The sequence below is a fragment of the Antarcticirhabdus aurantiaca genome, from assembly GCF_009765365.1.
Taxonomy (GTDB): Bacteria; Pseudomonadota; Alphaproteobacteria; order Rhizobiales; family Rhizobiaceae; genus Antarcticirhabdus; species Antarcticirhabdus aurantiaca.
Genome location: NZ_VTOM01000007.1, coordinates 211329 through 233300, shown reverse-complemented (window position 1 = coordinate 233300; position 21972 = coordinate 211329). Strand labels below are relative to the sequence as shown.

19 protein-coding genes and 1 tRNA gene are annotated in these 21972 nt (G+C 67.0%); 3 read left to right on the top strand and 17 right to left on the bottom strand.

From position 1 onward, the window contains the following. The 13 genes from FZN60_RS10990 to FZN60_RS10930 all read right to left on the bottom strand — a co-directional run. Positions 1-352 (bottom strand): GTP-binding protein (locus FZN60_RS10990; RefSeq protein WP_199266540.1); only part of this gene is annotated, 352 nt, incomplete at its 3' end. Positions 353-424: 72 nt separating this feature from the next. Further along, positions 425-2515 (bottom strand): elongation factor G, encoded by a 2091-nt coding sequence (fusA, locus tag FZN60_RS10985; protein ID WP_158873519.1) that lies wholly within the window; start codon positions 2513-2515, stop codon positions 425-427. A gap of 34 nt (positions 2516-2549) precedes the next feature. Further along, entirely contained in the window at positions 2550-3020 is a 471-nt protein-coding gene (gene rpsG, locus FZN60_RS10980) for a 30S ribosomal protein S7 (protein ID WP_158873518.1), read from the bottom strand. 36 nt (positions 3021-3056) lie between these two features. Continuing rightward, positions 3057-3428 carry a 30S ribosomal protein S12 gene (gene rpsL / locus FZN60_RS10975; protein WP_055847812.1) on the bottom strand — a complete coding sequence of 124 codons (372 nt, stop codon included), beginning with the start codon at positions 3426-3428 and terminating at the stop codon, positions 3057-3059. Positions 3429-3921: 493 nt separating this feature from the next. Further along, entirely contained in the window at positions 3922-8118 is a 4197-nt protein-coding gene (rpoC, locus tag FZN60_RS10970) for a DNA-directed RNA polymerase subunit beta' (protein WP_158873517.1), read from the bottom strand. Between the two features lie 148 nt (positions 8119-8266). Continuing rightward, positions 8267-12412: a DNA-directed RNA polymerase subunit beta gene (gene rpoB, locus FZN60_RS10965; protein WP_158873516.1), complete on the bottom strand. Its 4146-nt coding sequence runs from the start codon at positions 12410-12412 to the stop codon at positions 8267-8269. A gap of 390 nt (positions 12413-12802) precedes the next feature. Then, complete coding sequence (gene rplL, locus FZN60_RS10960; RefSeq protein WP_158873515.1) at positions 12803-13177, bottom strand: 50S ribosomal protein L7/L12; 375 nt, start codon at positions 13175-13177, stop codon at positions 12803-12805. 51 nt (positions 13178-13228) lie between these two features. Continuing rightward, positions 13229-13747: a 50S ribosomal protein L10 gene (gene rplJ / locus FZN60_RS10955; RefSeq protein ID WP_158873514.1), complete on the bottom strand. Its 519-nt coding sequence runs from the start codon at positions 13745-13747 to the stop codon at positions 13229-13231. Positions 13748-14152: 405 nt separating this feature from the next. Then, entirely contained in the window at positions 14153-14863 is a 711-nt protein-coding gene (rplA, locus tag FZN60_RS10950; protein ID WP_158873513.1) for a 50S ribosomal protein L1, read from the bottom strand. Between the two features lie 4 nt (positions 14864-14867). Further along, the gene (gene rplK / locus FZN60_RS10945; protein WP_158873512.1) at positions 14868-15296 is read right to left on the bottom strand and encodes a 50S ribosomal protein L11; all 429 of its coding nucleotides are present in this window, start codon (positions 15294-15296) and stop codon (positions 14868-14870) included. A gap of 144 nt (positions 15297-15440) precedes the next feature. Then, a complete protein-coding gene (gene nusG / locus FZN60_RS10940; protein WP_158873511.1) occupies positions 15441-15971 on the bottom strand; it encodes a transcription termination/antitermination protein NusG in 531 nt (176 codons plus the stop codon). A gap of 18 nt (positions 15972-15989) precedes the next feature. Further along, complete coding sequence (gene secE, locus FZN60_RS10935; protein ID WP_158873510.1) at positions 15990-16187, bottom strand: preprotein translocase subunit SecE; 198 nt, start codon at positions 16185-16187, stop codon at positions 15990-15992. 131 nt (positions 16188-16318) lie between these two features. Then, positions 16319-16394 (bottom strand) — tRNA-Trp (locus FZN60_RS10930). A 139-nt stretch (positions 16395-16533) separates the two neighbouring features. Between FZN60_RS10930 and FZN60_RS10925 the strand changes: the two genes are divergently transcribed. Further along, positions 16534-17358, top strand: a complete 825-nt coding sequence (locus tag FZN60_RS10925) for a TrmH family RNA methyltransferase (RefSeq protein WP_158873509.1) — start codon at positions 16534-16536, stop codon at positions 17356-17358. Positions 17359-17366: 8 nt separating this feature from the next. On the opposite strand, the gene FZN60_RS10920 is transcribed toward FZN60_RS10925, so the two are convergent. Continuing rightward, positions 17367-18014: a MotA/TolQ/ExbB proton channel family protein gene (locus tag FZN60_RS10920; RefSeq protein ID WP_158873508.1), complete on the bottom strand. Its 648-nt coding sequence runs from the start codon at positions 18012-18014 to the stop codon at positions 17367-17369. Between the two features lie 42 nt (positions 18015-18056). Next, positions 18057-18611: a hypothetical protein gene (locus FZN60_RS10915; RefSeq protein WP_158873507.1), complete on the bottom strand. Its 555-nt coding sequence runs from the start codon at positions 18609-18611 to the stop codon at positions 18057-18059. Between the two features lie 260 nt (positions 18612-18871). On the opposite strand from FZN60_RS10915, the gene FZN60_RS10910 reads away from it, so the two are divergent. Continuing rightward, positions 18872-19285, top strand: a complete 414-nt coding sequence (locus FZN60_RS10910; RefSeq protein WP_158873506.1) for an ExbD/TolR family protein — start codon at positions 18872-18874, stop codon at positions 19283-19285. Between the two features lie 4 nt (positions 19286-19289). Here FZN60_RS10910 and FZN60_RS10905 read toward each other — a convergent pair whose 3' ends face one another. Together FZN60_RS10905 and FZN60_RS10900 are read right to left on the bottom strand one after the other, a co-directional pair. Next, positions 19290-20678: a hypothetical protein gene (locus FZN60_RS10905; protein WP_158873505.1), complete on the bottom strand. Its 1389-nt coding sequence runs from the start codon at positions 20676-20678 to the stop codon at positions 19290-19292. Further along, complete coding sequence (locus tag FZN60_RS10900; protein WP_158873504.1) at positions 20675-21187, bottom strand: ExbD/TolR family protein; 513 nt, start codon at positions 21185-21187, stop codon at positions 20675-20677. The genes FZN60_RS10905 and FZN60_RS10900 overlap by 4 nt, the downstream gene beginning before the upstream one ends. Positions 21188-21254: 67 nt before the next feature. Between FZN60_RS10900 and FZN60_RS10895 the strand changes: the two genes are divergently transcribed. After that, positions 21255-21914, top strand: a complete 660-nt coding sequence (locus FZN60_RS10895; RefSeq protein ID WP_158873503.1) for an OmpA family protein — start codon at positions 21255-21257, stop codon at positions 21912-21914. The last annotated feature ends 58 nt before the right edge of the window (positions 21915-21972 follow it).

Here is a 21972-nt window from a genome sequence, read left to right as displayed (position 1 = left end):
CGAGAAGGATGTGCTCGCGGGTCTGGGGCATCGGGCCGTCGGCGGCCGAGCACACCAGGATCGCGCCGTCCATCTGCGCCGCGCCCGTGATCATGTTCTTCACGTAGTCGGCGTGGCCGGGGCAGTCGACGTGGGCGTAGTGGCGGTTGGGCGTCTCGTACTCGACGTGCGCCGTCGAGATCGTGATGCCACGCGCCTTCTCTTCCGGCGCCGCGTCGATCTGGTCGTAAGCCTTGTACTCGCCGAAGTACTTCGTGATCGCCGCCGTCAGCGACGTCTTGCCGTGGTCGACGTGACCGATCGTGCCGATGTTCACGTGCGGCTTGTTGCGCTCGAATTTACCCTTGGCCATAGTGCCACTCCATCATTTCTGCAGGGCGTCTCGCCCGAATGTCTCGTCGGAAGGCCGACGCGGTATCCCGCGTCAGGCGTACTTCTTCTGGATCTCGTCCGCGACCTGGTTCGGAACCTGCTCGTAGTGGTCGAACTGCATCGTGTACTGGGCGCGGCCCTGCGACATCGAACGCAGCGTGTTCACGTAGCCGAACATGTTCGCCAGCGGAACCATGGCGTTCACGACCTGCGCGATGCCGCGCGGCTCGGTACCCTGGATCTGGCCGCGACGCGAGTTCAGGTCGCCGATGACGTCGCCGACATAGTCCTCGGGCGTCACGACCTCGACCTTCATGATCGGCTCGAGCAGCTTCGGGCCGGCCTTCTGGATGGCCTCGCGAAAGCAAGCGCGGGAGGCGATCTCGAAGGCGAGAACCGACGAGTCGACGTCGTGATAGGCGCCGTCGATCAGCTCGGACTTGATGTCGACCATTGGAAAGCCGGCCAGCGGCCCAGCACCCATGACCGAGTTCACGCCCTTCTCGACGCCCGGCACGTATTCCTTCGGCACCGCGCCGCCGATGATCTTCGACTCGAAGGAGGAGCCCGCGCCGATCTCGGCCGGCTCGAAGATCATCTTGACGCGAGCGAACTGGCCCGTGCCGCCCGTCTGCTTCTTGTGCGTGTAGTCGTGCTCGACCCGGCGCGTGATCGTCTCGCGATAGGCGACCTGCGGAGCGCCGATGTTCGCCTCGACCTTGAACTCGCGACGCATGCGATCGACGAGGATGTCGAGGTGAAGCTCGCCCATGCCCGCGATGATCGTCTGGCCCGACTCCTCGTCGGTCTTGACGCGGAAGGACGGATCCTCGGCCGCCAGGCGGTTGAGCGCAAGGCCCATCTTTTCCTGGTCGCCCTTGGTCTTGGGCTCGATCGCGATCTCGATGACCGGATCGGGGAACTCCATGCGCTCAAGGATGACCGGCTTCAGCGGATCGCAGAGCGTATCGCCCGTGGTGACTTCCTTGAGGCCGGCGAGAGCGACGATGTCGCCCGCATAGGCCTCTTCGATGTCCTCGCGGGAATTGGAGTGCATCTGGAGCATGCGGCCCAGACGCTCCTTCTTCTCCTTCACCGTGTTCTGCAGCGAGATGCCCTTGGACACCTTGCCCGAATAGATGCGGCAGAAGGTCAGCGAGCCGACGAACGGGTCGTTCATGATCTTGAAGGCGAGCATCGAGAGCGGCTCGTCGTCGGACGACGTGCGCGTGGTCTCGGTCTCGGTCTTCGGATCGATGCCCTTGATCGGAGGAACGTCGATCGGCGACGGAAGGAACTCGACGACGGCGTCGAGAAGCGGCTGCACGCCCTTGTTCTTGAAGGCCGAGCCGCACAGCACCGGGAAGAACGTCACGGCGCAGGTGCCCTTGCGGATCAGCGCGCGCAGCTCGTCGTTCGAGGGCATCACGCCTTCGAGGTACTTCTCGGTCGCGTCCTCGTCGATCTCGACGGCGGTCTCGATCATCTGCTCGCGGAAGGACTCGGCCTGGGCCTGGAGGTCTTCCGGGATCTCGACGACGTCCCACTGCGCGCCGAGCGTCTCGTCGCGCCAGACCAGGGCCTTCATCTCGATCAGGTCGACGACGCCCTTGAACTCGTTCTCGGCGCCGATCGGCAGCTGGACGACGATGGGCTTGCCGCCGAGACGCGACTTGATCATCTCGACGCAGCGGTAGAAGTCGGCGCCGATCTTGTCCATCTTGTTGACGAAGATCATGCGCGGAACATGATACTTGTCGGCCTGGCGCCAGACGGTCTCCGTCTGCGGCTCGACACCGGCATTGGCGTCGAGGAGCGCGATGGCACCGTCGAGAACGCGCAGCGAACGCTCGACTTCGATCGTGAAGTCGACGTGTCCGGGCGTGTCGATGATATTGAAACGGCGCTTCTTGCCGTCGCGGCCCTGCCAGAAGGTCGTGGTCGCGGCCGACGTGATGGTAATGCCGCGCTCCTGCTCCTGCTCCATCCAGTCCATCGTCGCGGCGCCGTCATGGACTTCGCCGATCTTGTGGGACTTGCCGGTGTAGAAGAGGATGCGTTCGGTCGTGGTCGTCTTGCCGGCATCGATGTGGGCCATGATGCCGAAATTGCGGTAGTCTTCGATCTTGTATTCGCGGGCCATGGGGGCGTCGCCTTTCGAACTTCGAAGCCTGGGTTTACCAGCGGTAGTGCGAGAAGGCGCGGTTCGCTTCCGCCATGCGGTGCGTGTCTTCGCGCTTCTTCACAGCGGTGCCGCGGTTGTTCGCGGCATCCATCAGCTCGCCGGACAGGCGGTCGACCATCGTGGTCTCGTTGCGGTTGCGGGCGGCCGAGATGAGCCAGCGGATCGCCAGAGCCTGACGACGCTCGGGGCGCACGTCGACCGGGACCTGATAGGTCGCACCACCGACGCGGCGCGAGCGCACTTCGACGTGGGGCGCGACGTTCTCGAGCGCCTGGTGGAAGACGGCGACCGCATCCTGGCGGGTCTTGACGTTCACGGCATCGAAGGCGCCGTAGACGATGCGCTCGGCGACCGACTTCTTGCCGTCGTACATGACGGCGTTCATGAACTTCGAAACGACGAGGTCCCCGAACTTCGGATCCGGGTTGATTTCGCGCTTCTCGGCGGAGTGACGACGGGACATGGGATCAGCTCTTCAAACGGTCGGACGCGGGGTCGCTTACTTCGGACGCTTCGCGCCGTACTTCGAGCGGCGCTGCTTGCGGTTCTTGACGCCCTGCGTGTCGAGCACGCCGCGGATGATATGGTAGCGCACGCCCGGAAGGTCCTTCACGCGGCCGCCGCGGATCATCACCACGGAGTGCTCCTGAAGGTTATGTCCCTCGCCGGGGATGTAACCGATGACCTCGTAGCCGTTGACGAGGCGGACCTTGGCGACCTTGCGGAGAGCCGAGTTCGGCTTCTTCGGCGTGGTCGTGTAAACGCGGGTGCAAACGCCGCGCTTCTGCGGGTTCGCCTCGAGAGCCGGAACCGTGTTGCGCTCGGAGGGACGAACGCGCGGCTTCCGGATCAGCTGATTGATGGTCGGCATTCGGCCTTCCTCTTGTCTCAAAATCTAAGGTCCGCACGAACCGACACGTCGCCCGCGTCGCGCCGAGCGCGCCATGCGCGAAACCGGGCATGTCATCCGCTTGAACTAGCGGACTGCCCGGAAACGATGCAGAGGACCGGTTGCCCGGTCATGCGGCCAGCAATGTGTCGTTTCGTTGAACGAAGCCTTGTTTGAGGCAGGAAGTCCAGAACGCGTCGTTCCGAACGGCGTCGACCTCACATCGGCTTTGTTGGCCGGTACTTAACGATTCCCCTGGGGCGCGTCAACCCCGGCGGCAAGGGTCGCGCCCCTTTGTTTCCGGGCTTTTCCACGTCGGTAGGCCTGGAGTGGCGCCCTCTGCGCTTCTCGAACCCGACTCGCGGATCCGAGCAGCGTTAACGATCGACTGCCGATATTCGTCGAATCGCTCCCAACGAAAAAGGGGCCGCTCCGAGGAGCAGCCCCTTCCCTGATCGTGATGCTGCGGCAGCGCCTACTCGGCAGCGCCGAGGTTGGTCAGCAGGCGATCGCTCTCCTGCGTGTTGGCGGCCGTGCGGCGATCCTCGAGAATGAGGTCGTCGCGCGAGGAGGCGATCCGGCGGACCTGGGTCATCATGCCGCCCGTGCCGGCCGGGATGAGGCGGCCGACGATGACGTTCTCCTTCAGGCCCTGCAGCGTGTCGGTCTTGCCGGCCACCGCGGCTTCCGTGAGGACGCGCGTGGTTTCCTGGAACGACGCCGCCGAGATGAAGCTCGGCGTCTGCAGCGAGGCCTTGGTGATGCCGAGGAGCACCGGGTTGCCGGAAGCCGGCTTCTTGCCCTCTTCCTCCAGGCGCTCGTTCAGCTCCGCCAGCTCGATCCGGTCGACATGATCTCCCGGGATGTAGCCCGAATCGCCCGACTCCACGATCTCGACCTTCTGCAGCATCTGCCGCACGATGACCTCGATGTGCTTGTCGTTGATGAGCACGCCCTGGAGCCGGTAGACTTCCTGGATCTCGTTAACGAGGTAGCTCGCCAGCGCCTCGACGCCCCGGATGGCCAGGATGTCGTGCGGCGCGGGGTTGCCGTCCAGGATGTAGTCGCCCTTCTCGATGACGTCGCCTTCCTGCAGGTGGAACGGCTTGCCCTTCGGGATCAGGTACTCGACCGGCTCGACGCCGTCCTCGTGCGGCTCGATGATGATCCGGCGCTTGTTCTTGTAGTCGCGTCCGAACCGCACCGTGCCGTCGATCTCGGCGATGATGGCGTTGTCCTTCGGCTTGCGGGCCTCGAACAGCTCGGCGACGCGCGGCAGACCGCCGGTGATGTCCTTGGTCTTCGCGCTTTCCATCGGAATACGCGACAGGACGTCGCCCGCCTTCACCTTCGAGCCGGGCTCGACGGAGAGGATGGCGTCCACCGACTGGAAGTAGCGGGCGTCCGAGCCGCGCGCCAGCTTCAGGATCTTGCCGTCATTGCCCTTGATGACCATCGCGGGCTTGAGGTCCTGACCGCGCGGGCTCGCCCGCCAGTCGATGACCGCGCGCTTGGTGATGCCGGTCGACTCGTCGGTCTGCTCGGACACCGAGATGCCCTCGACCATGTCCTCGAACTCCACCACGCCGTCCAGCTCGGTGAGAACCGGGCGGGTGTAGGGGTCCCACTCCGCGATGCGCTGGCCGCGGCGGACCGTATCCCCGTCGTCGACGTAGATGCGGCTGCCGTAGGTGACGCGGTGCGAGGCGCGCTCCTTGCCGCCCTGATCGAGGATCAGGATGGCCATGTTGCGGCCCATGGCGACGAGGCGCCCGTCCGAGTCGCGCACGACGTTGCGGTTGCGGATCTTCACCGAGCCCTCGTAAGAGGCCTCGAGGAAGGACGAGTCGACCACCTGCGCCGTGCCGCCCATGTGGAAGGTGCGCATGGTGAGCTGGGTGCCCGGCTCGCCGATCGACTGCGCCGCGATGACGCCGACGGCCTCGCCCATGTTGACGGGCGTGCCGCGCGCGAGGTCGCGACCGTAGCAGACGGCGCAGATGCCGGTGCGGACCTCGCAGGTCAGCGCCGAGCGGATCTTCACCGACTGGATGCCGGCCTTCTCGATGACCTCGATGTCCTTCTCCTCGACCGTGACGCCGCCCTTCACGAGGACGTCGCCGGTGATCGGGTGAAGGATGTCCTCCAGGGCCGTGCGGCCCAGGATGCGCTGGCCGAGCGTCGCGACGACCTGTCCGGCGTCGACGATGGGCTGCATCGTCAGGCCGTTCGGCGTCTGGCAGTCGGTCTGCGTGATGATGCAGTCCTGCGCCACGTCGACGAGGCGGCGGGTGAGGTAGCCCGAGTTCGCCGTCTTCAAGGCGGTGTCGGCCAGACCCTTGCGGGCGCCGTGGGTCGAGTTGAAGTACTCGAGCACGGTCAGGCCTTCCTTGAAGTTCGAGATGATCGGCGTCTCGATGATCTCGCCCGAGGGCTTGGTCATCAGGCCGCGCATCGCCGCCAGCTGACGCATCTGCGTCGGCGAGCCGCGGGCACCCGAGTGCGACATCATGTAGATCGAGTTCATCGGCTTCTGACGGCCGTTTTCCTTGTTGAACTCGACCGCCTTGATGCGGGCCATCATCTCTTCGGCGATCTTGTCCGTGCACTTGGCCCAGGCATCGACCACCTTGTTGTACTTCTCGCCCTGCGTGATCAGGCCGTCATTGTACTGCTGCTCGTATTCCTTCGCGAGCGCCTGCGTCTCCTCGATCAGGCGGGCCTTGGTCTCCGGGATGACCATGTCGTCCTTGCCGAACGAGATGCCGGCGAGGCAGGCGTGGCGGAAGCCGAGCTGCATGATGCGGTCGCAGAAGATCACCGTGTCCTTCTGACCGCAGTGGCGGTAGACGGTGTCGATCATCTTGGAGATGTTCTTCTTCGTCATCAGCTCGTTGCAGACGTCGAAGGGCAGGTTCGGGTTCTTGGGCAGCAGCTCGCCGATGAGCATACGGCCGGGCGTGGTCTCGTAGATCTTCGAGTACTCGTTTCCGTCCTTATCGATCGAGCGGAAGCGGCCCTTGATCTTGGTGTGCAGCGTCACCGCCTTGGCCGCGATGGCGTGCTCCATCTCGCCGAGATCGGAGAAGGCCATGCCCTGCCCCGGCTCGTTCTCGTTCATGATCGAGAGGTAGTAGAGGCCGAGAACCATGTCCTGCGACGGCACGATGATCGGCTGACCGTTGGCCGGGTGCAGGATGTTGTTCGTCGACATCATCAGGACGCGCGCTTCGAGCTGCGCCTCGATGGACAGGGGCACGTGCACCGCCATCTGGTCGCCGTCGAAGTCCGCGTTGAAGGCCGTGCAGACCAGCGGGTGAAGCTGGATCGCCTTGCCCTCGATCAGGATGGGCTCGAACGCCTGGATGCCGAGGCGGTGCAGCGTCGGCGCGCGGTTGAGGAGAACCGGGTGCTCGCGGATCACCTCGTCCAGGATGTCCCAGACTTCCGGACGCTCCTTCTCGACGAGCTTCTTCGCCTGCTTCACCGTGGAGGAGAAGCCCTTGGCGTCGAGGCGCGCGTAGATGAACGGCTTGAACAGCTCGAGCGCCATCTTCTTCGGCAGGCCGCACTGGTGGAGCTTGAGCTCCGGACCCGTGACGATGACCGAGCGGCCAGAATAGTCGACGCGCTTGCCGAGGAGGTTCTGGCGGAAGCGGCCCTGCTTGCCCTTCAGCATGTCGGACAGCGACTTCAGCGGGCGCTTGTTGGCACCCGTGATGACGCGGCCGCGGCGGCCGTTGTCGAACAGCGCGTCCACCGCTTCCTGAAGCATGCGCTTCTCGTTGCGGATGATGATGCCGGGCGCGCGCAGCTCGATCAGCCGCTTCAGGCGGTTGTTGCGGTTGATGACGCGGCGGTAGAGGTCGTTGAGGTCGGAGGTCGCAAAGCGGCCGCCGTCGAGCGGGACGAGCGGGCGCAGGTCCGGCGGGATCACGGGCACGACGCGCATGATCATCCACTCCGGCTTGTTGCCGGACTCGATGAAGTTCTCGACGATCTTCAGCCGCTTCATCAGCTTCTTCGTCTTGAGCTCGGACGTCGTCGTCGCCAGCTCCTCGCGGAGCGTGCCGGCGATCGTCTCGAGATCCATCGAAGCGAGCAGCTCCTGGATCGCCTCGGCGCCGATAAGCGCGGTGAACGAGTCCTCACCGTACTCGTCGATGGCGATCATGTACTCCTCCTCCGTCAGGAGCTGGTGCTCCTTCAGGGCGGTGAGTCCGGGCTCGGTGACGATGTAGTTCTCGAAGTAGAGGACGCGCTCGATGTCCTTCAGGGTCATGTCGAGCAGCGTACCGATGCGGCTCGGGAGCGACTTCAGGAACCAGATGTGCGCGACCGGGGCGGCCAGCTCGATGTGGCCCATGCGCTCGCGCCGAACGCGCGAGAGGGTGACCTCGACGCCGCACTTCTCGCAGATGATGCCCTTATACTTCATGCGCTTGTACTTGCCGCACAAGCACTCGTAGTCCTTGATCGGGCCGAAGATGCGCGCGCAGAACAGACCGTCGCGCTCCGGCTTGAACGTGCGGTAGTTGATCGTCTCCGGCTTCTTGATCTCGCCGAACGACCAAGAAAGGATCTTCTCCGGGCTCGCCAGCGAGATCCGGATGGAGTCGAAGGTCTGCGCCGCGACCTGCGGGTTGAAGATGTTCATGACCTCTTGGTTCATGACCTGTCTCCTTTTGGGGCTTCATGGCCCCGGCTGCATCGCCTGAACGGTTCAGCGATGCCTGTATCGGGCGGATGGCGGAAGCGCCCGTCGCGGTGGGCGCTTCCCGAGGCCGCGCTGAGGCGGCTGCATTCAGACCGGTATCGGACTACTCGGCGGCGTCCGGCAGTTCCTGCGCCATGTTCCCCGGCAGTTCGGCCGAGTTGGCGAGGTCGACGTCGAGGCCGAGCGAGCGCATTTCCTTCACGAGCACGTTGAAGCTCTCCGGGATGCCGGACTCGAACGCATCGTCGCCGCGCACGATCGACTCGTAGACCTTGGTGCGGCCCGCGACGTCGTCCGACTTCACCGTCAGCATCTCCTGCAGCGTGTAGGCGGCGCCGTAGGCTTCCAGCGCCCAGACCTCCATCTCGCCGAAGCGCTGGCCGCCGAACTGCGCCTTGCCGCCTAGAGGCTGCTGGGTGACGAGCGAGTACGGGCCGATCGAGCGAGCGTGGATCTTGTCGTCCACCAGGTGGTGCAGCTTCAGCATGTAGATGTAGCCGACCGTCACCTGCCGGTCGAAGGGCTCGCCGGTACGCCCGTCATAGAGCGTCACCTGGCCGGAGCCGTTGAGCCCCGCCTTCTCCAGCATCTCGACGATGTCCTGCTCCACCGCGCCGTCGAAGACCGGCGTCGCGATCGAGACGCCCTTCTTCATCTGCTTGGCGAGCGTCAGAACCGAGGCGTCGTCGTAGTGCTTCACCTTCTCGTTCCGGTCGCTGTCGCCCAGCATCCCGGCGATCTCCTGCCGGATCGGCTGGACGTCGCGCGTCTGCTGGTAGGCTTCCAGCATCTCGCCGATCTTCTTGCCCATGCCGGCGCAGGCCCAGCCGAGATGCGTCTCGAGGATCTGACCAACGTTCATGCGCGAAGGCACGCCCAACGGGTTCAAGACGATGTCGACGTGGGTGCCGTCCTCGTTGAACGGCATGTCCTCCACCGGCACGATGCGCGAGACCACGCCCTTGTTGCCGTGACGGCCGGCCATCTTGTCGCCCGGCTGGATCTTGCGCTTGACCGCGACGAAGACCTTCACCTGCTTCATGACGCCCGGAGGCAGTTCGTCGCCGCGCTGGACCTTCTCAACCTTGTCCATGAAGCGCGCTTCGAGCGTCTTCTTGGTCTCGTCGTAGACCGAGCGCAGGTCTTCGAGCTGGCCCTGCAGCTTCTCGTCCTCGACGGCGAACATCCACCACTGCGAGCGGGGGAACTCCTGCATCGCTTCGGGCGAGAGGCTGGAGCCCTTCTTGAAGCCCTTCGGGCCGGCGATGGCGGTCTGGCCGTCCAGCATCTCGACCAGGCGGCCGTAGACGTTGCGGTCGAGGATCGCCTGCTCGTCGTCGCGGTCCTTGGCGAGGCGCTCGATCTCCTCGCGCTCGATCGCCATGGCGCGCTCGTCCTTCTCCACGCCGTGGCGGTTGAAGACGCGCACCTCGACCACCGTGCCGTAGGTGCCCGGAGGCATGCGGCTCGACGTGTCGCGGACGTCCGAGGCCTTCTCGCCGAAGATGGCGCGGAGGAGCTTTTCCTCCGGCGTCATCGGGCTTTCGCCCTTCGGCGTGATCTTGCCGACCAGGATGTCGCCCGGCTGGACCTCGGCGCCGATGTAGACGATGCCGGCCTCGTCGAGGTTCTTCAGCGCTTCTTCCGACACGTTCGGAATGTCGCGCGTGATCTCCTCAGGGCCGAGCTTCGTGTCGCGCGCCATGACCTCGAACTCCTCGATGTGGATCGAGGTGAAGACGTCGTCGGCGACGATGCGCTCGGAGAGGAGGATCGAGTCCTCGTAGTTGTAGCCGTTCCACGGCATGAACGCGACGAGCACGTTCCGGCCGAGGGCCAGATCGCCGAGGTCGGTGGACGGGCCGTCCGCGATGATGTCGCCCTTCTCCACCCGGTCGCCCACGGCCACCAGCGGACGCTGGTTGATGCAGGTGTTCTGGTTGGAGCGCTGGAACTTCATCAGACGGTAGATGTCGACGCCCGACTTGCCGGGCTCGAGATCCGCCGTCGCGCGGATGACGATACGGGTCGCGTCGACCTGGTCGACGACGCCGGCACGGCGCGCGCCGATGGCCGCGCCCGAGTCACGGGCGACGATCGGCTCCATGCCGGTGCCGACGAACGGAGCCTCGGCGCGCACCAGCGGCACGGCCTGACGCTGCATGTTCGAACCCATGAGGGCGCGGTTCGCGTCGTCGTTCTCGAGGAACGGGATGAGCGCGGCCGCGACCGAGACGAGCTGCTTGGGGCTCACGTCCATGAGGTCGACGTTTTCGCGCGGCGTCATGAAGACGTCGCCCTGGTGACGGCAGACCACGAACTCGTTGGCGAAGCCGCCCTCGCCGGTCAGCTCCGCGTTCGCCTGCGCGACGTGGTGCTTCGACTCCTCCATGGCCGAGAGGTACACGACCTCGTCGGTCACGCGCCCGTCGACGACCTTGCGGTACGGGCTCTCGATGAAGCCGTACTTGTTGACGCGCGCGAAGGTCGCGAGCGAGTTGATGAGGCCGATGTTCGGGCCTTCCGGCGTCTCGATCGGGCAGATGCGGCCGTAATGCGTCGGGTGCACGTCGCGCACCTCGAAGCCGGCGCGCTCGCGGGTCAGACCGCCCGGACCGAGCGCCGAGAGACGACGCTTGTGCGTGATCTCGGAGAGCGGGTTGGTCTGGTCCATGAACTGCGAGAGCTGCGAGGAGCCGAAGAACTCGCGCACCGCCGCGGCCGCGGGCTTGGCGTTGATCAGGTCCTGCGGCATGACCGTGTCGATCTCGACCGAGGACATGCGCTCCTTGATCGCCCGCTCCATGCGGAGCAGGCCGACGCGGTACTGGTTCTCCATCAGCTCGCCGACCGAGCGCACGCGCCGGTTGCCGAGATTGTCGATGTCGTCGATCTCGCCCTTGCCGTCGCGCAGGCCGACGAGCAGCTTGATCACCGCGATGATGTCCTCCTTGCGGAGAACGCGCACCGTGTCCTCGGCGTCGAGGTCGAGGCGCATGTTCATCTTCACGCGGCCGACGGCCGAGAGGTCGTAGCGCTCCGGGTCGAAGAACAGCGACTTGAACATCGCCTCGCCGGTTTCCATCGTCGGCGGCTCGCCGGGACGCATGACGCGGTAGATGTCGAACAGCGCGTCCTGCCGGCCTTCGTTCTTGTCGGCCGCCAGCGTGTTGCGGATGTAGGCGCCGACATTGACGTGGTCGATGTCGAGGACGGGAACATCCTCGTAACCGGCGTCGATGAGGATCTTGAGGGTCTTCTCGTCGATCTCGTCGCCGGCTTCGAGATACACCTCGCCCGTGCCGTAGTTGACCACGTCCTCGGCGAGGTAGTTCCCGTAAAGGTCCTCCTCGGTCGCGCGGAGCGCCTTGACGCCCTTCTCCTTGAGCTGGCGCGCCTGGCGGGCCGTGATCTTCTTGCCGGCCTCGATCAGCACCTCGCCCGTGTCGGCGTCGACGAGGTCGACGACGGGGCTCTGGCCGCGCAGGCGCTCGACGGAGAACGGAATCCGCCAGCCCTTGCCGTCCTTCTGGATCTGGACGACGTTGTAGAAGGTCGACAGGATCTCCTCGCCGTCCATGCCGAGCGCCATCAGGAGGCTCGACACGGGGATCTTACGGCGACGGTCGATGCGCGCGTAGACGATGTCCTTGGCGTCGAACTCGATGTCGAGCCAGGAGCCGCGATACGGGATCACGCGCGCGGCGAAGAGCAGCTTGCCGCTGGAATGCGACTTGCCCTTGTCGTGGTCGAAGAAGACGCCCGGCGAGCGGTGCATCTGCGAGACGATGACGCGCTCGGTGCCGTTCACGATGAACGTGCCGTTGGACGTCATGAGCGGCATGTCGCCCATGTAGACGTCCTGCTCCTTGATGTCCTTGATGGACTTCGAGCCGGTATCCTCGTCGATATCGAACACGATGAGGCGCAGCGTCACCTTCAGCGGCGCGGCGTAGGTCAGGTCGCGCTGACGGCACTCGTCAACGTCGAACTTGGGCGCCTCGAACTCGTACTTGACGAATTCGAGCATGGACTGGCCCGAGAAGTCGGAGATCGGGAAGACGGAGCGGAACACGGCCTGCAGACCCTCGTCGGGTCGCCCGCCCTGGGGCTCGTCCACCATCAGGAACTGGTCGTAGGAGGCCTTCTGCACCTCGATCAGGTTGGGCATCTGCGCGACTTCGGGGATCGACCCGAAGAACTTGCGCACGCGCCTGCGACCGCTGAAAGTCGTCGTCGCCTGGGACATCGTCGCTCCTTCGTCCTTATCTCGGCCCTTGACCAGAGGGCCTCTACCGTGATCCCTCTCCCGCCGAGAGGGAGGCGCCGAGGAGACCGAAACGGTCCGAAGGGCGCCCTGTCATGCCTGTCTCGCGCAACCTCGGGGTCCGCTGCGGTCGGTCCCGACGTCGTCGTTCTAGTCGTCGAAGCCGCCGTTGCCGGCGGCCGTTCCGCGTCGTCGTGGGGCTCGTTCGCCGAGCCGCCCGACCATGCGGGCCGTCTTGTTCGTCTCCGCCGGTCCCGTCCGATCCAGCGCCTTTCGGGCGGAACCCATGCCGGGAGCACGGAAGGCGGAGCGGCAAAAGCCGCCCCGCCCGTATCAATCGTCCGCTTTTGAGCGCGGGCGCACAGTCGGGTCTTACTTGACCTCGACCTTGGCGCCGGCCTTCTCGAGCGTCTCCCTGATCTTCTGGGCCTCGGCCTTGTCGACGCCTTCCTTCACCGGCTTCGGCGCGTTGTCGACGAGGTCCTTGGCTTCCTTGAGGCCCAGGCCGGTCAGGGCGCGGACTTCCTTGATGACGTTGATCTTCTGAGCGCCGGCGTCGGCGAGGATCACGTTGAACTCGGTCTGCTCTTCGACCTCCGCGGCCGGAGCGGCAGCGCCGGCAGCGGCGACGGCGACCGGCGCAGCGGCCGAGACGCCCCACTTCTCTTCGAGCATCTTCGAGAGCTCGGCGGCCTCGAGAACGGTCAGGGCCGACAGGTCATCAACGATCTTGGCGAGATCAGCCATTGGTATTCTCCTTCAGGTTCGAAATTTGAGTGAAGCCGCGAGGAACCATCCTCACGCCGCTTCGTCCTTCTTGGCATAGGCCGAGAACACACGCGCGAGCTGCGCCGCCGGAGCCTGCACGACGCCCGCGATGCGGGTGGCAGGCGTGCTGATCATGGCGATCAGCTTGGCGCGCATCTCGTCGAGCGACGGCATGGTGGCGAGCGTGCGCACACCTTCCGCGTCGAGGTTCGTGCGTCCCATCGCACCGCCAAGGATCACGAGCTTGTCGTTGCCCTTGGCGAAGTCGTTGGCGACCTTGGGTGCCGCGACCGGATCGCTGGAATAAGCGACCAGGGTCTGGCCCTCGAACAGGTTCGAGATGCCTTCGGCGTCCGTGCCTTGAAGAGCGATCTTGGCGAGGCGGTTCTTCGCGACTTTGACGGTGGCTCCCTGCGCGCGCATCTTCGACCGAAGGTCGTTCATCTGCGCGACAGTGAGACCGGCATAGTGGGCCACGACGATGCTTCCCGAGCCCTTGAAGGTCTCGTGGAGGGTCGTGACGAATTCGCGCTTTTCCGCTCTTTCCACTGCCTCTCTCCAGTTGGCCGGAGCCCCTTGCGAGACTCAGGCCGGTTGCCTTTTGCCGCCTCCTTGTCGGAGGCGACGCTCGGAGATCCTGTCCCCTCGTGCTTCGCCCGATCGGCTCCAATGGAACCGGAAGGCAGCGCAAGGCATTGGAGTTCGAACCGAAGTCTTCGGAGGCGAACCTCCGGAAATCTCAGAACTTTCCCCGTCTCATGCAGGCTTTCCCGCTGGGATTAAGACCCGGCACCGGAGTGCCGCGTCGCCCGCAATCTCGGACAGGCATGCGTGGGAGGCGAGCCTCCCGAACCGGGGCGAACCCCGGAACCCTTGTCTTTCGACGGACGGCGCATATAGGCGCACCGTCCGACTTTGTTAAGGCGCCCTTGACAGGAAGCCTGAAGCGATGCGTCAGGCGGCCGACTGGGCGGCCTGGACGGTCGAGGTATCGACCTTCACGCCCGGGCCCATCGTCGAGGACACGGCGACGCGCTTCATGTAGGTGCCCTTGGCGCCGGTCGGCTTGGCCTTCTGAACGGCGTCCGCGAAGGCGCGGATGTTCTCGACCAGCTTGTCGGCGTCGAACGAGGCCTTGCCGACGCCGGCGTGGACGATGCCGGCCTTCTCGACGCGGAACTCGACGGCGCCGCCCTTGGAAGCCTTCACGGCCGCGGTGACATCGGGCGTGACCGTGCCGACGCGCGGGTTCGGCATCAGGCCGCGCGGGCCGAGCACCTTGCCCAGGCGACCGACGAGGCCCATCATGTCGGGCGTCGCGATGGCGCGGTCGAAATCGATCTGGCCGCCCTGGACGGCTTCGACCAGGTCCTCGGCGCCCACGATGTCGGCGCCGGCGGCCTTGGCTTCGTCGGCCTTGGCGCCGCGGGCGAACACGGCGACGCGGACGTTGCGGCCCGTGCCGTTCGGCAGGTTGACAACGCCGCGGACCATCTGGTCGGCGTGGCGCGGGTCGACGCCGAGGTTCAGCGCGACCTCGATGGTCTCGTCGAACTTGGCGCTGGCGCGGCTCTTGATGAGGCCGACGGCCTCCTCGAGGCCGTAGAGCTTCTCGCGGTCGATGCCCTCGCGGGCGGTGCGGATGCGCTTACCGATCTTTGCCATCGTCTCAGCCCACCACTTCCAGACCCATGGAGCGGGCCGAGCCCTCGACCATGGCCATCGCCGCGTCGATATCGTTCGCGTTCAGGTCCTTCATCTTCTTCTCGGCGATGTCGCGGACCTGCTCGCGCGTGACCTGGCCGGCAACGTCCTTGCCGGGGGCCTTCGAGCCGCTCTTCAGGTTCGCCGCCTTCTTGAGGAAGTAGGAGACCGGAGGGGTCTTCATGACGAAGTTGAAGGACTTGTCCTGGTAGTACGTGATGACCACCGGGATCGGAGAGCCCTTCTCCTGGTCCTGCGTCTGGGCGTTGAACGCCTTGCAGAACTCCATGATGTTGATGCCGCGCTGACCCAGCGCCGGACCGATCGGGGGCGACGGGGTCGCCGAACCGGCCGAGACCTGGAGCTTCAGCTGCCCCATGACTTTCTTAGCCATATGTTCCTGCCTTTGTTGTGAGCCGGCGGACCGGCGTCGCGGACCTCGTCGGCCCGCCTTGCAGTTGGCGCGGTGCGGCTCGACCGGCCGGCTTCAGCCGGGTCGCCTTCCGCGCGCGGTGCGGGCCTCGAGGCCCGCTTCGGGTCAGACCTTTTCGACCTGACCGAATTCGAGATCGACCGGCGTCGCGCGGCCGAAGATCGAGACCTCGACCTTGAGGCGCGCCCGCTCGCCGTCCACCTCGTGGACGACGCCGTTGAACGAGGCGAAGGGACCGTCCGACACGCGGACCTGCTCGCCGACCTCGAAGGAGATCGTGGGCTTAGGCCGCTCGACGCCGTCCTGCACCTGGTTCAGGATGCGATTGGCCTCGGCCTCGGAGATCGGAACCGGCCGGTTGTCGGGACCGAGGAAGCCGGCCACCTTCGGCGTGTTCTTGATCATGGAGAAGACCTGATCTGTCAGATCGGCCTTCACCAACACGTAGCCGGGGAAGAACTTGCGCTCCGAATCGACCTTCCGGCCGCGGCGCACCTCGACGACCTTCTCGGTCGGGACCAGAATCTTCTCGAACTTGTCGGACAGACCCTTCTGCCGGGCCTGCTCCTCGATCGATTCGGCGACCTTCTTCTCGAAATTCGAATAAGCGTGGACGATGTACCAGCGGGCTGCCATGCGACTACCGTTCCTTCTTCAGCGCCCGAGGGTCATGACGGCGCCGACCCCGTAGGCCAGCGCCATGTCGACCACGAAGAAGAAGGCGGAGGCGAAGGCCACCATCAGGAACACCATCAGCGTCGAGATCGTCGTCTCGCGGCGCGAGGGCCAGGAAACCTTGGCGGTTTCGGCACGCACCTGCTGCAGGAAGGTGAAAGGATTCGTCCGGGCCATGCACCGCTCACGGCTAAAAGCGCGTCGAAGGTCCCTTAGCGACCCCACGCGCCATCTGTGTGTTAAGGGTTACATAAACGGGCTCGAAGTGATTCACAAGGCCCGAAAAAATCAAGAGGGCTCGTCGCGATTGGCAGGGGCAGAGGGGCTCGAACCCCCGACCTGCGGTTTTGGAGACCGCCGCTCTACCAGCTGAGCTATACCCCTTCGCCCTCTAGCGAACGGCCTTCCGAATAAGCCGAAGCCTGCCGTCGTTCAAGAAGATTCTGCTCGTCTCCTCCGTTCCCGGCCCCCGAGCCCCGCGCCGAGGCTTGCCACGGCCCTTGGGAGGCCGCATGACGGGCCCATGAGCAACGATGACACCGCCGGCACCCCCAAGGACAGCCATTACGCGCGCCTGCGCCGCGCCCACCGCGATCGCGTCCGGGAGGATGACCGCACCGCCGGGCGGAGCACGGGCGACGAGGACCTCGTGCGCCTCTACGGCCTCCACACGGTCGCCGCCGCGCTCGCCAACCCGAAGCGCAAGCTCCTGCGCCTCCAGGTCACGCGCAATGCCCTTCAGCGCATGGAGATCGATCCGGCCTCGCTGAAGGTGCCGCACGAGATCGTCGAGCCGCGCGTGCTCGACCGCCTCGTCGGCGACGACGCCGTCCACCAGGGCGCGGTCCTCGAAGCCCGGCCGCTGGCAACGAAGAAGCTCGGCGCCCTCACCGATTCGGATCTCATCCTCGTCCTCGACCAGGTGACCGATCCGCACAATGTCGGAGCCATCCTGCGCTCGGCCGTCGCCTTCAAGGCCGGCGCGCTGGTCACGACCTCGCGCCATTCGCCGCAGGAATCCGGCGTCCTCGCCAAGGCGGCCTCCGGCGCGCTGGAGCTCATTCCCTATATCCAGGTGACCAACCTCGCCGACGCCCTCGGCGAGATCGCCTCGCTCGGCTATCGGACGATCGGGCTCGATTCGGACGGCGAGAACGAGGTCGAGGCCCATCTCGACGCGCCGAAGCTCGCGCTCGTTCTCGGCGCCGAGGGCAAGGGCCTGCGGCAGAAGACGCGGGAAACGGTGGACGTTCTCGCCCGGCTCGACATGCCCGGCGCGATCCGCTCGCTCAACGTCTCCAACGCCGCGTCCATCTCGCTCTACGCGGCGCGCCGTCGCCTCGGCTGACGGCCGCCTCAGATGCCGCGGGCGAAGAGGCCCGTCAAGAGAACCTCGATGGCCGAGCGCTCCCGCTCGACCCGGCCTTCGAACCAGACGGAGGCGACGAGCGCGGGAATCGCGACCGCGATGCCCGTCGCCGTCGTCAGCAGCGCCGTCCAGATGCCGCCCGCGAGCTGCGCCGGACTGGCCGCTTCGCCCGAGGCCTGCAGCACCTGAAAGGCTTCGATCATGCCGATCACGGTGCCGAGGAGCCCGAGCAGCGGCGCGATCTGCGCGACGATGTCCAGGAAGCGCAGCCCGGCGCCCAGGCGCAGGAGCTCGTCCGTCGCGAAGGCCACCGCCTCCTCGCGAACCCGCTCCTCCGCCCGATCCTCCGGCGCCTCGCGACCGGCCGCCTCGCGGATCGAGCGCATCTCCCCCACTGCGAAGGCGAGCACCGAACGGCACAGCGAGCCCTTGCCGGACAGAAGCTGAGCGGCGCGAACCCGGTCGCCGCTGCGCCAGAGAATCACGGCGCGGCGCGCGTCGCGATGCCGTCCGACGCCGAGGCGCCGGAACTGCAGGAGCTTCGAGATGATCAGCGCGAGGGTGAAGACGGAGATCGCCAGGAGCAGGATGACGATCGGTCCTCCCAGCTCGACGATCGACAGGACGGCGTCCATCGGTTCAAGGCTCCGCGGTGCCGGGCCGAGGCCCGGTCACGCTCAATAAGCGAGCTGGATATCGGTGAGATTGTCGAGCTTCACGCGCTCGGCGCAGGTCGGCGTCGCGCCCTCCTCGATGCCGCAGTTCACGACATCGTTGACGAGGAGCTGCGAAACGTCGCTGCAGGACCGCTCGGCCAAGTCGAATTGCGAGACCTTGGTCTTCTTGGCGGCCAGACGGGTGAATTCGAGCACGAGAAACTGATCCACCTGCCGCTGCGCGTCGAAGACGACGAGTTCGACGCCGAGACGCTCGATCGGCGTATCGCGATTGTTTGTCGCCAGGAACGTGAAGCGGCAGCCCGACGGCTGGATCGGCTGCAGGTTGTTCAGCTGAAGCACGATCTCCGGGCCGGCGTTCTCGCCCGCGCCTTGGGGCGGCGCGACGGCGGCAGGCTCGGTCGCCGTGGGGGACGCCGGAGGCGGCACTTGGGCTGCCGGCGGCTCCTGCGCGAATGCCGGCGCGGCGACCATCCAGGCGCTGAGAGCGAGCCCGGCGGCATGCCCCGGCGCGAAGCGGCGGCGCCGGGACATCTCCTCGGTCGTCACAGCCATGGCCTGCCCTCGCCTCATCCCGCTTCTCCAACTCGCCTGCCTGCTTCACGAATCGGCGTCACCATGCCGGGCGTGCGGCGCGAAGGCAACGGTGTGACGGCAACGTCCGGAGCCCATCGGTACAGATCGGCCGCGTCGGCCTTCACGGGACCGCCTCCGACGTCGTATCGAAGGGTGAACCGGATGCGGCATGCCGCCGATTCGCAGGGGAGCCGCGCTGTCATGCCGCCGAGCGACGCGACGCCGAGAGCGAGATCCGCATGATCCGACTCCCCGCCACGCGGCGGCGGCGCATCATGCTGACGCCGCTCATCGACGTCGTGTTCCTCCTGGTGATGTTCTTCATGCTGTCCTCGACCTTCGTGCCGCTCCGGCGGCTCGACGTCGGCATCGCGTCCGGCAGCACCGCATCGGGAGCCGCGCAGGCGGAGGACAAGCGCACGCTCTTCCTGACGGTGGGTGCCGCGCCCGGCGCGGACGGCGTCGCGGCCTCGCTCGACGGCGCTGCCGTTCCGCCCGGCGGCCTCGAAGCGGCGTTGCGTGCCCGGGCGGGCTCCGACGACGTCCAGGTGCTCCTCCAGATGAGGAGCGGAACCGACGTGCAGGATCTCGTCACCGCGCTGGAAGCGGTCCGCGCCGCGCGCATCGGCGCGGTGCGCGTCCTGACCCGCTGACCGGTCAGGGGGAACGGACCGTCAGGGCGGAGATCGCGAAGCGCCCACCCATCGCGTCCAGCGCCGGGGCCATATCGCCGAGCGGCGTCGCCGCGAAGATTGCGGGCAAGCGCGCCGCATCGGCTGCGGGAATCGCGACGATCAGCGTGCGCATCGCGGACGTTCCGCGCGGCAGCGTCAGCGGGATGTCGTAGCTCCAGCCGGCGGCGTCGCGCGTCAGGAAGGCGCGGGCATCGTGGATCCGCCCCCGGGCATCGAGAATGAACAGCAGCGGCGGAGCGGAGGACGCGTCGCCGCCGATCCGGCCGCGCGCCGCCTCGCCCGCCCGGATGTCGGTTCGCTCGGCGCTGAGGAGGCGCGCCGATCCGGCGTCCGCGCCCGATGTCAGAACCGGGCACGTCCCACTTCCGCCGCCGAGCGCCGCAAAGGAGGCTCCGGCCGGCAGAACGCGCTCGCGGCCGTCCGCCCGCGCCAGAGCCCAGCCGAAACAATCGTCCCCGCCGCCGCCGCCCGATCCGCTTCCCGCCCGTGCGGCGAGTTCGATCGGCGCGCGCGACGCAGCGACAGGCGCGACCGGAGCGGCTGCGACGGCGGGCGTGTCGCTGGCTGCCGCTACCTGCGTCGTACCGGCTGTCGCGGCGATGGTCGGCGCCGGCGCGGTCGTCGCGACCGGCGCCGGACCCGATGCCGTCGCTGCCGACGCCGGGGAGACGGACGACTGGATGGTCGAAGCGCCGGTCGGCACGGCAGCCCGGGACGCCGGTGCCGCGCTGACGACGGGCGCCGCCGGCACCGGCCCGGGCGCCGTCGCGACGGCCGCGGCTCCCGCCGGCGCCGCGGCGATTGCGGTGGCCGGGGCTGACGGTCGCACAACCTGCGCCAGGGGACGCTGGGCCGGCGTCGCAGCCGGCGCCGGACCCGCGGGACTCGGGGTCGCAGCGGGAGGCGTCGGCGCCTCCACCACCGCAACGCCGGTCAGCGGCGCAGCCGGTCGCGGCGCAACGACCGGCGCCGGCGCCGAGGTGGGCGGCTGGACGGGAGCCGCCGTCACCGGCGGCGCTTGCGCGGCAGCCTCCGGCCTTGGCGCTGGAGCCGCGATATCAGGTGCTGGGGCGGGCGCGGCAGGAGCCGCAGGCTCCGGCATCGCGGCCCGCGCCACCGGCGCGGTCCGGCCACCTTCGTCGAAGAGCGCGTCCGACGGCAGCACCGACACCTCGACTCCCGGCGCGGGCGCCGACGGTTCCAGCTCCGGCTGCGGCGAGGAGCCGGCGAAGTAAACGATCGACGTGTGGAAAACGACCGAGCCCACGGCAGCGAGAGCGAGCACGCGCGCCGGGATCGTTCGCCGCGGCAGGAGCCAGGCGGCATTGGCCGTTCCCGCGACGGCGCTCACGGCCTGCCGCTGGGGGTCGGCGCCGTGACCAGGGAGATCGAAGCGATCCCGTCGTCCGACAGGCGGCGCATCACCGCGAGAAAGGCCTCGGCCGGCATGCCGCCGTCGGCCACCACGGTCAGCGGCTCCCGCGCCCCGTGCCCTTCCCTGCGCACGGCAGCGGCGAGGTCGCTCGCCGCGACCGGCCTGCCGCGATAGGTGAAGCTGCCGTCGGTCTTGATGATGAGAGCATTCGCGACGACGGCTGGATCTCTCGCGGCCGTGCTGCGCGCCAGCGTCAGCCCGCCGGGCAGCGGGGTGCCGAGCGTTCCCGACATCATTAGGAAGATGAGAAGCAGAAACACGATGTTGATGAGCGGCAGAAGCGCGTCGACATGGGTGCGCCGCTCCGGCCGCGGCAGGCGGATGATGGGGCGCATGGGCTCGCGCGGCGAAGGGCGCGCGGCTCCGGTCTCGCCGAAAAAGGCGCCGAAGCCCTTGTCCTCGTTGACTTGCCTTGGTGGCCTCATGTCATCTGCCGCCCGACGCCGCATGCCGCGCGGCCACCGATTCATCCTTCGAGATCCAAGCCATAGCGTGACCAATCGAATTCATCCAAGCCCCGTCCTCGCCTTCGTGCTCGCGGCCACCCTCGCGTCGCCGGTTCCAACCCTCGCGCAGCAGGGCGACTATTCCACGCAGGACGTCATCCGCTTCTTCGAGCGAGGCGCGGCCGATGCGGCCCCGAGCGCGCCGCCGACGTCGATCTGTCTCGGCACGGCGGAGGAGTGCGACGATCCCGCCCCCGCGGGCGGCACGGCCCGCCGCGCGCCGACGGTGCTTCCGGAGATCGAGGCCCAGCGCGAACGACTGCTCGACCGGGCGCCGACCTTCGATCTTCTGGTGACCTTCGAGCTGAACTCCGCGCGCCTGACGCCCGGCGCCCGCGAGCGGCTCGCGCGCTTCGCGGAGGCGGTCAACTCGCCCGGCCTCGCGCGCCTGCGCTTCCGGATCGAAGGTCACACCGACGCCCTCGGCGAGGACGCGGCCAATCTCGACCTGTCGGAGCGACGCGCCGCCTCCGTGGTCGCCTTCCTGTCGCAGAACGGCGTCGATCGCTCCCGCCTGTCGGCGATCGGCTTCGGCGAAACGCGGCCGCGCGAGAGCGACCCCTACGATCCGCGCAACCGCCGCGTCGAAGGCCGCCTCCTGACCGGAAGCGAAAACGGGGATGCGGCCGCGCGTGACGCCGGGTGACCGCTCGCCCTTTCCGCTTAGCCCTTTGAAAACGTTCGTCCTTGTGCCACAGAAGGAT

Excerpts from the sequence above, each read along its gene's own strand:
- FZN60_RS10920 (WP_158873508.1), bottom strand. The coding sequence starts at position 18,014 with ATGGACGCCGTCCTGTCGATCGTCGAGCTGGGAGGACCGATCGTCATC.
- rplL (WP_158873515.1), bottom strand. The coding sequence starts at position 13,177 with ATGGCTGATCTCGCCAAGATCGTTGATGACCTGTCGGCCCTGACCGTT.
- rpoC (WP_158873517.1), bottom strand. The coding sequence starts at position 8,118 with ATGAACCAAGAGGTCATGAACATCTTCAACCCGCAGGTCGCGGCGCAG.
- FZN60_RS10900 (WP_158873504.1), bottom strand. The coding sequence starts at position 21,187 with ATGAGGCCACCAAGGCAAGTCAACGAGGACAAGGGCTTCGGCGCCTTT.
- FZN60_RS10925 (WP_158873509.1), top strand. The coding sequence starts at position 16,534 with ATGAGCAACGATGACACCGCCGGCACCCCCAAGGACAGCCATTACGCG.
- rpoB (WP_158873516.1), bottom strand. The coding sequence starts at position 12,412 with ATGTCCCAGGCGACGACGACTTTCAGCGGTCGCAGGCGCGTGCGCAAG.
- secE (WP_158873510.1), bottom strand. The coding sequence starts at position 16,187 with ATGGCCCGGACGAATCCTTTCACCTTCCTGCAGCAGGTGCGTGCCGAA.
- rpsG (WP_158873518.1), bottom strand. The coding sequence starts at position 3,020 with ATGTCCCGTCGTCACTCCGCCGAGAAGCGCGAAATCAACCCGGATCCG.
- FZN60_RS10915 (WP_158873507.1), bottom strand. The coding sequence starts at position 18,611 with ATGGCTGTGACGACCGAGGAGATGTCCCGGCGCCGCCGCTTCGCGCCG.
- nusG (WP_158873511.1), bottom strand. The coding sequence starts at position 15,971 with ATGGCAGCCCGCTGGTACATCGTCCACGCTTATTCGAATTTCGAGAAG.
- rpsL (WP_055847812.1), bottom strand. The coding sequence starts at position 3,428 with ATGCCGACCATCAATCAGCTGATCCGGAAGCCGCGCGTTCGTCCCTCC.
- rplA (WP_158873513.1), bottom strand. The coding sequence starts at position 14,863 with ATGGCAAAGATCGGTAAGCGCATCCGCACCGCCCGCGAGGGCATCGAC.
- fusA (WP_158873519.1), bottom strand. The coding sequence starts at position 2,515 with ATGGCCCGCGAATACAAGATCGAAGACTACCGCAATTTCGGCATCATG.
- rplK (WP_158873512.1), bottom strand. The coding sequence starts at position 15,296 with ATGGCTAAGAAAGTCATGGGGCAGCTGAAGCTCCAGGTCTCGGCCGGT.
- FZN60_RS10910 (WP_158873506.1), top strand. The coding sequence starts at position 18,872 with ATGATCCGACTCCCCGCCACGCGGCGGCGGCGCATCATGCTGACGCCG.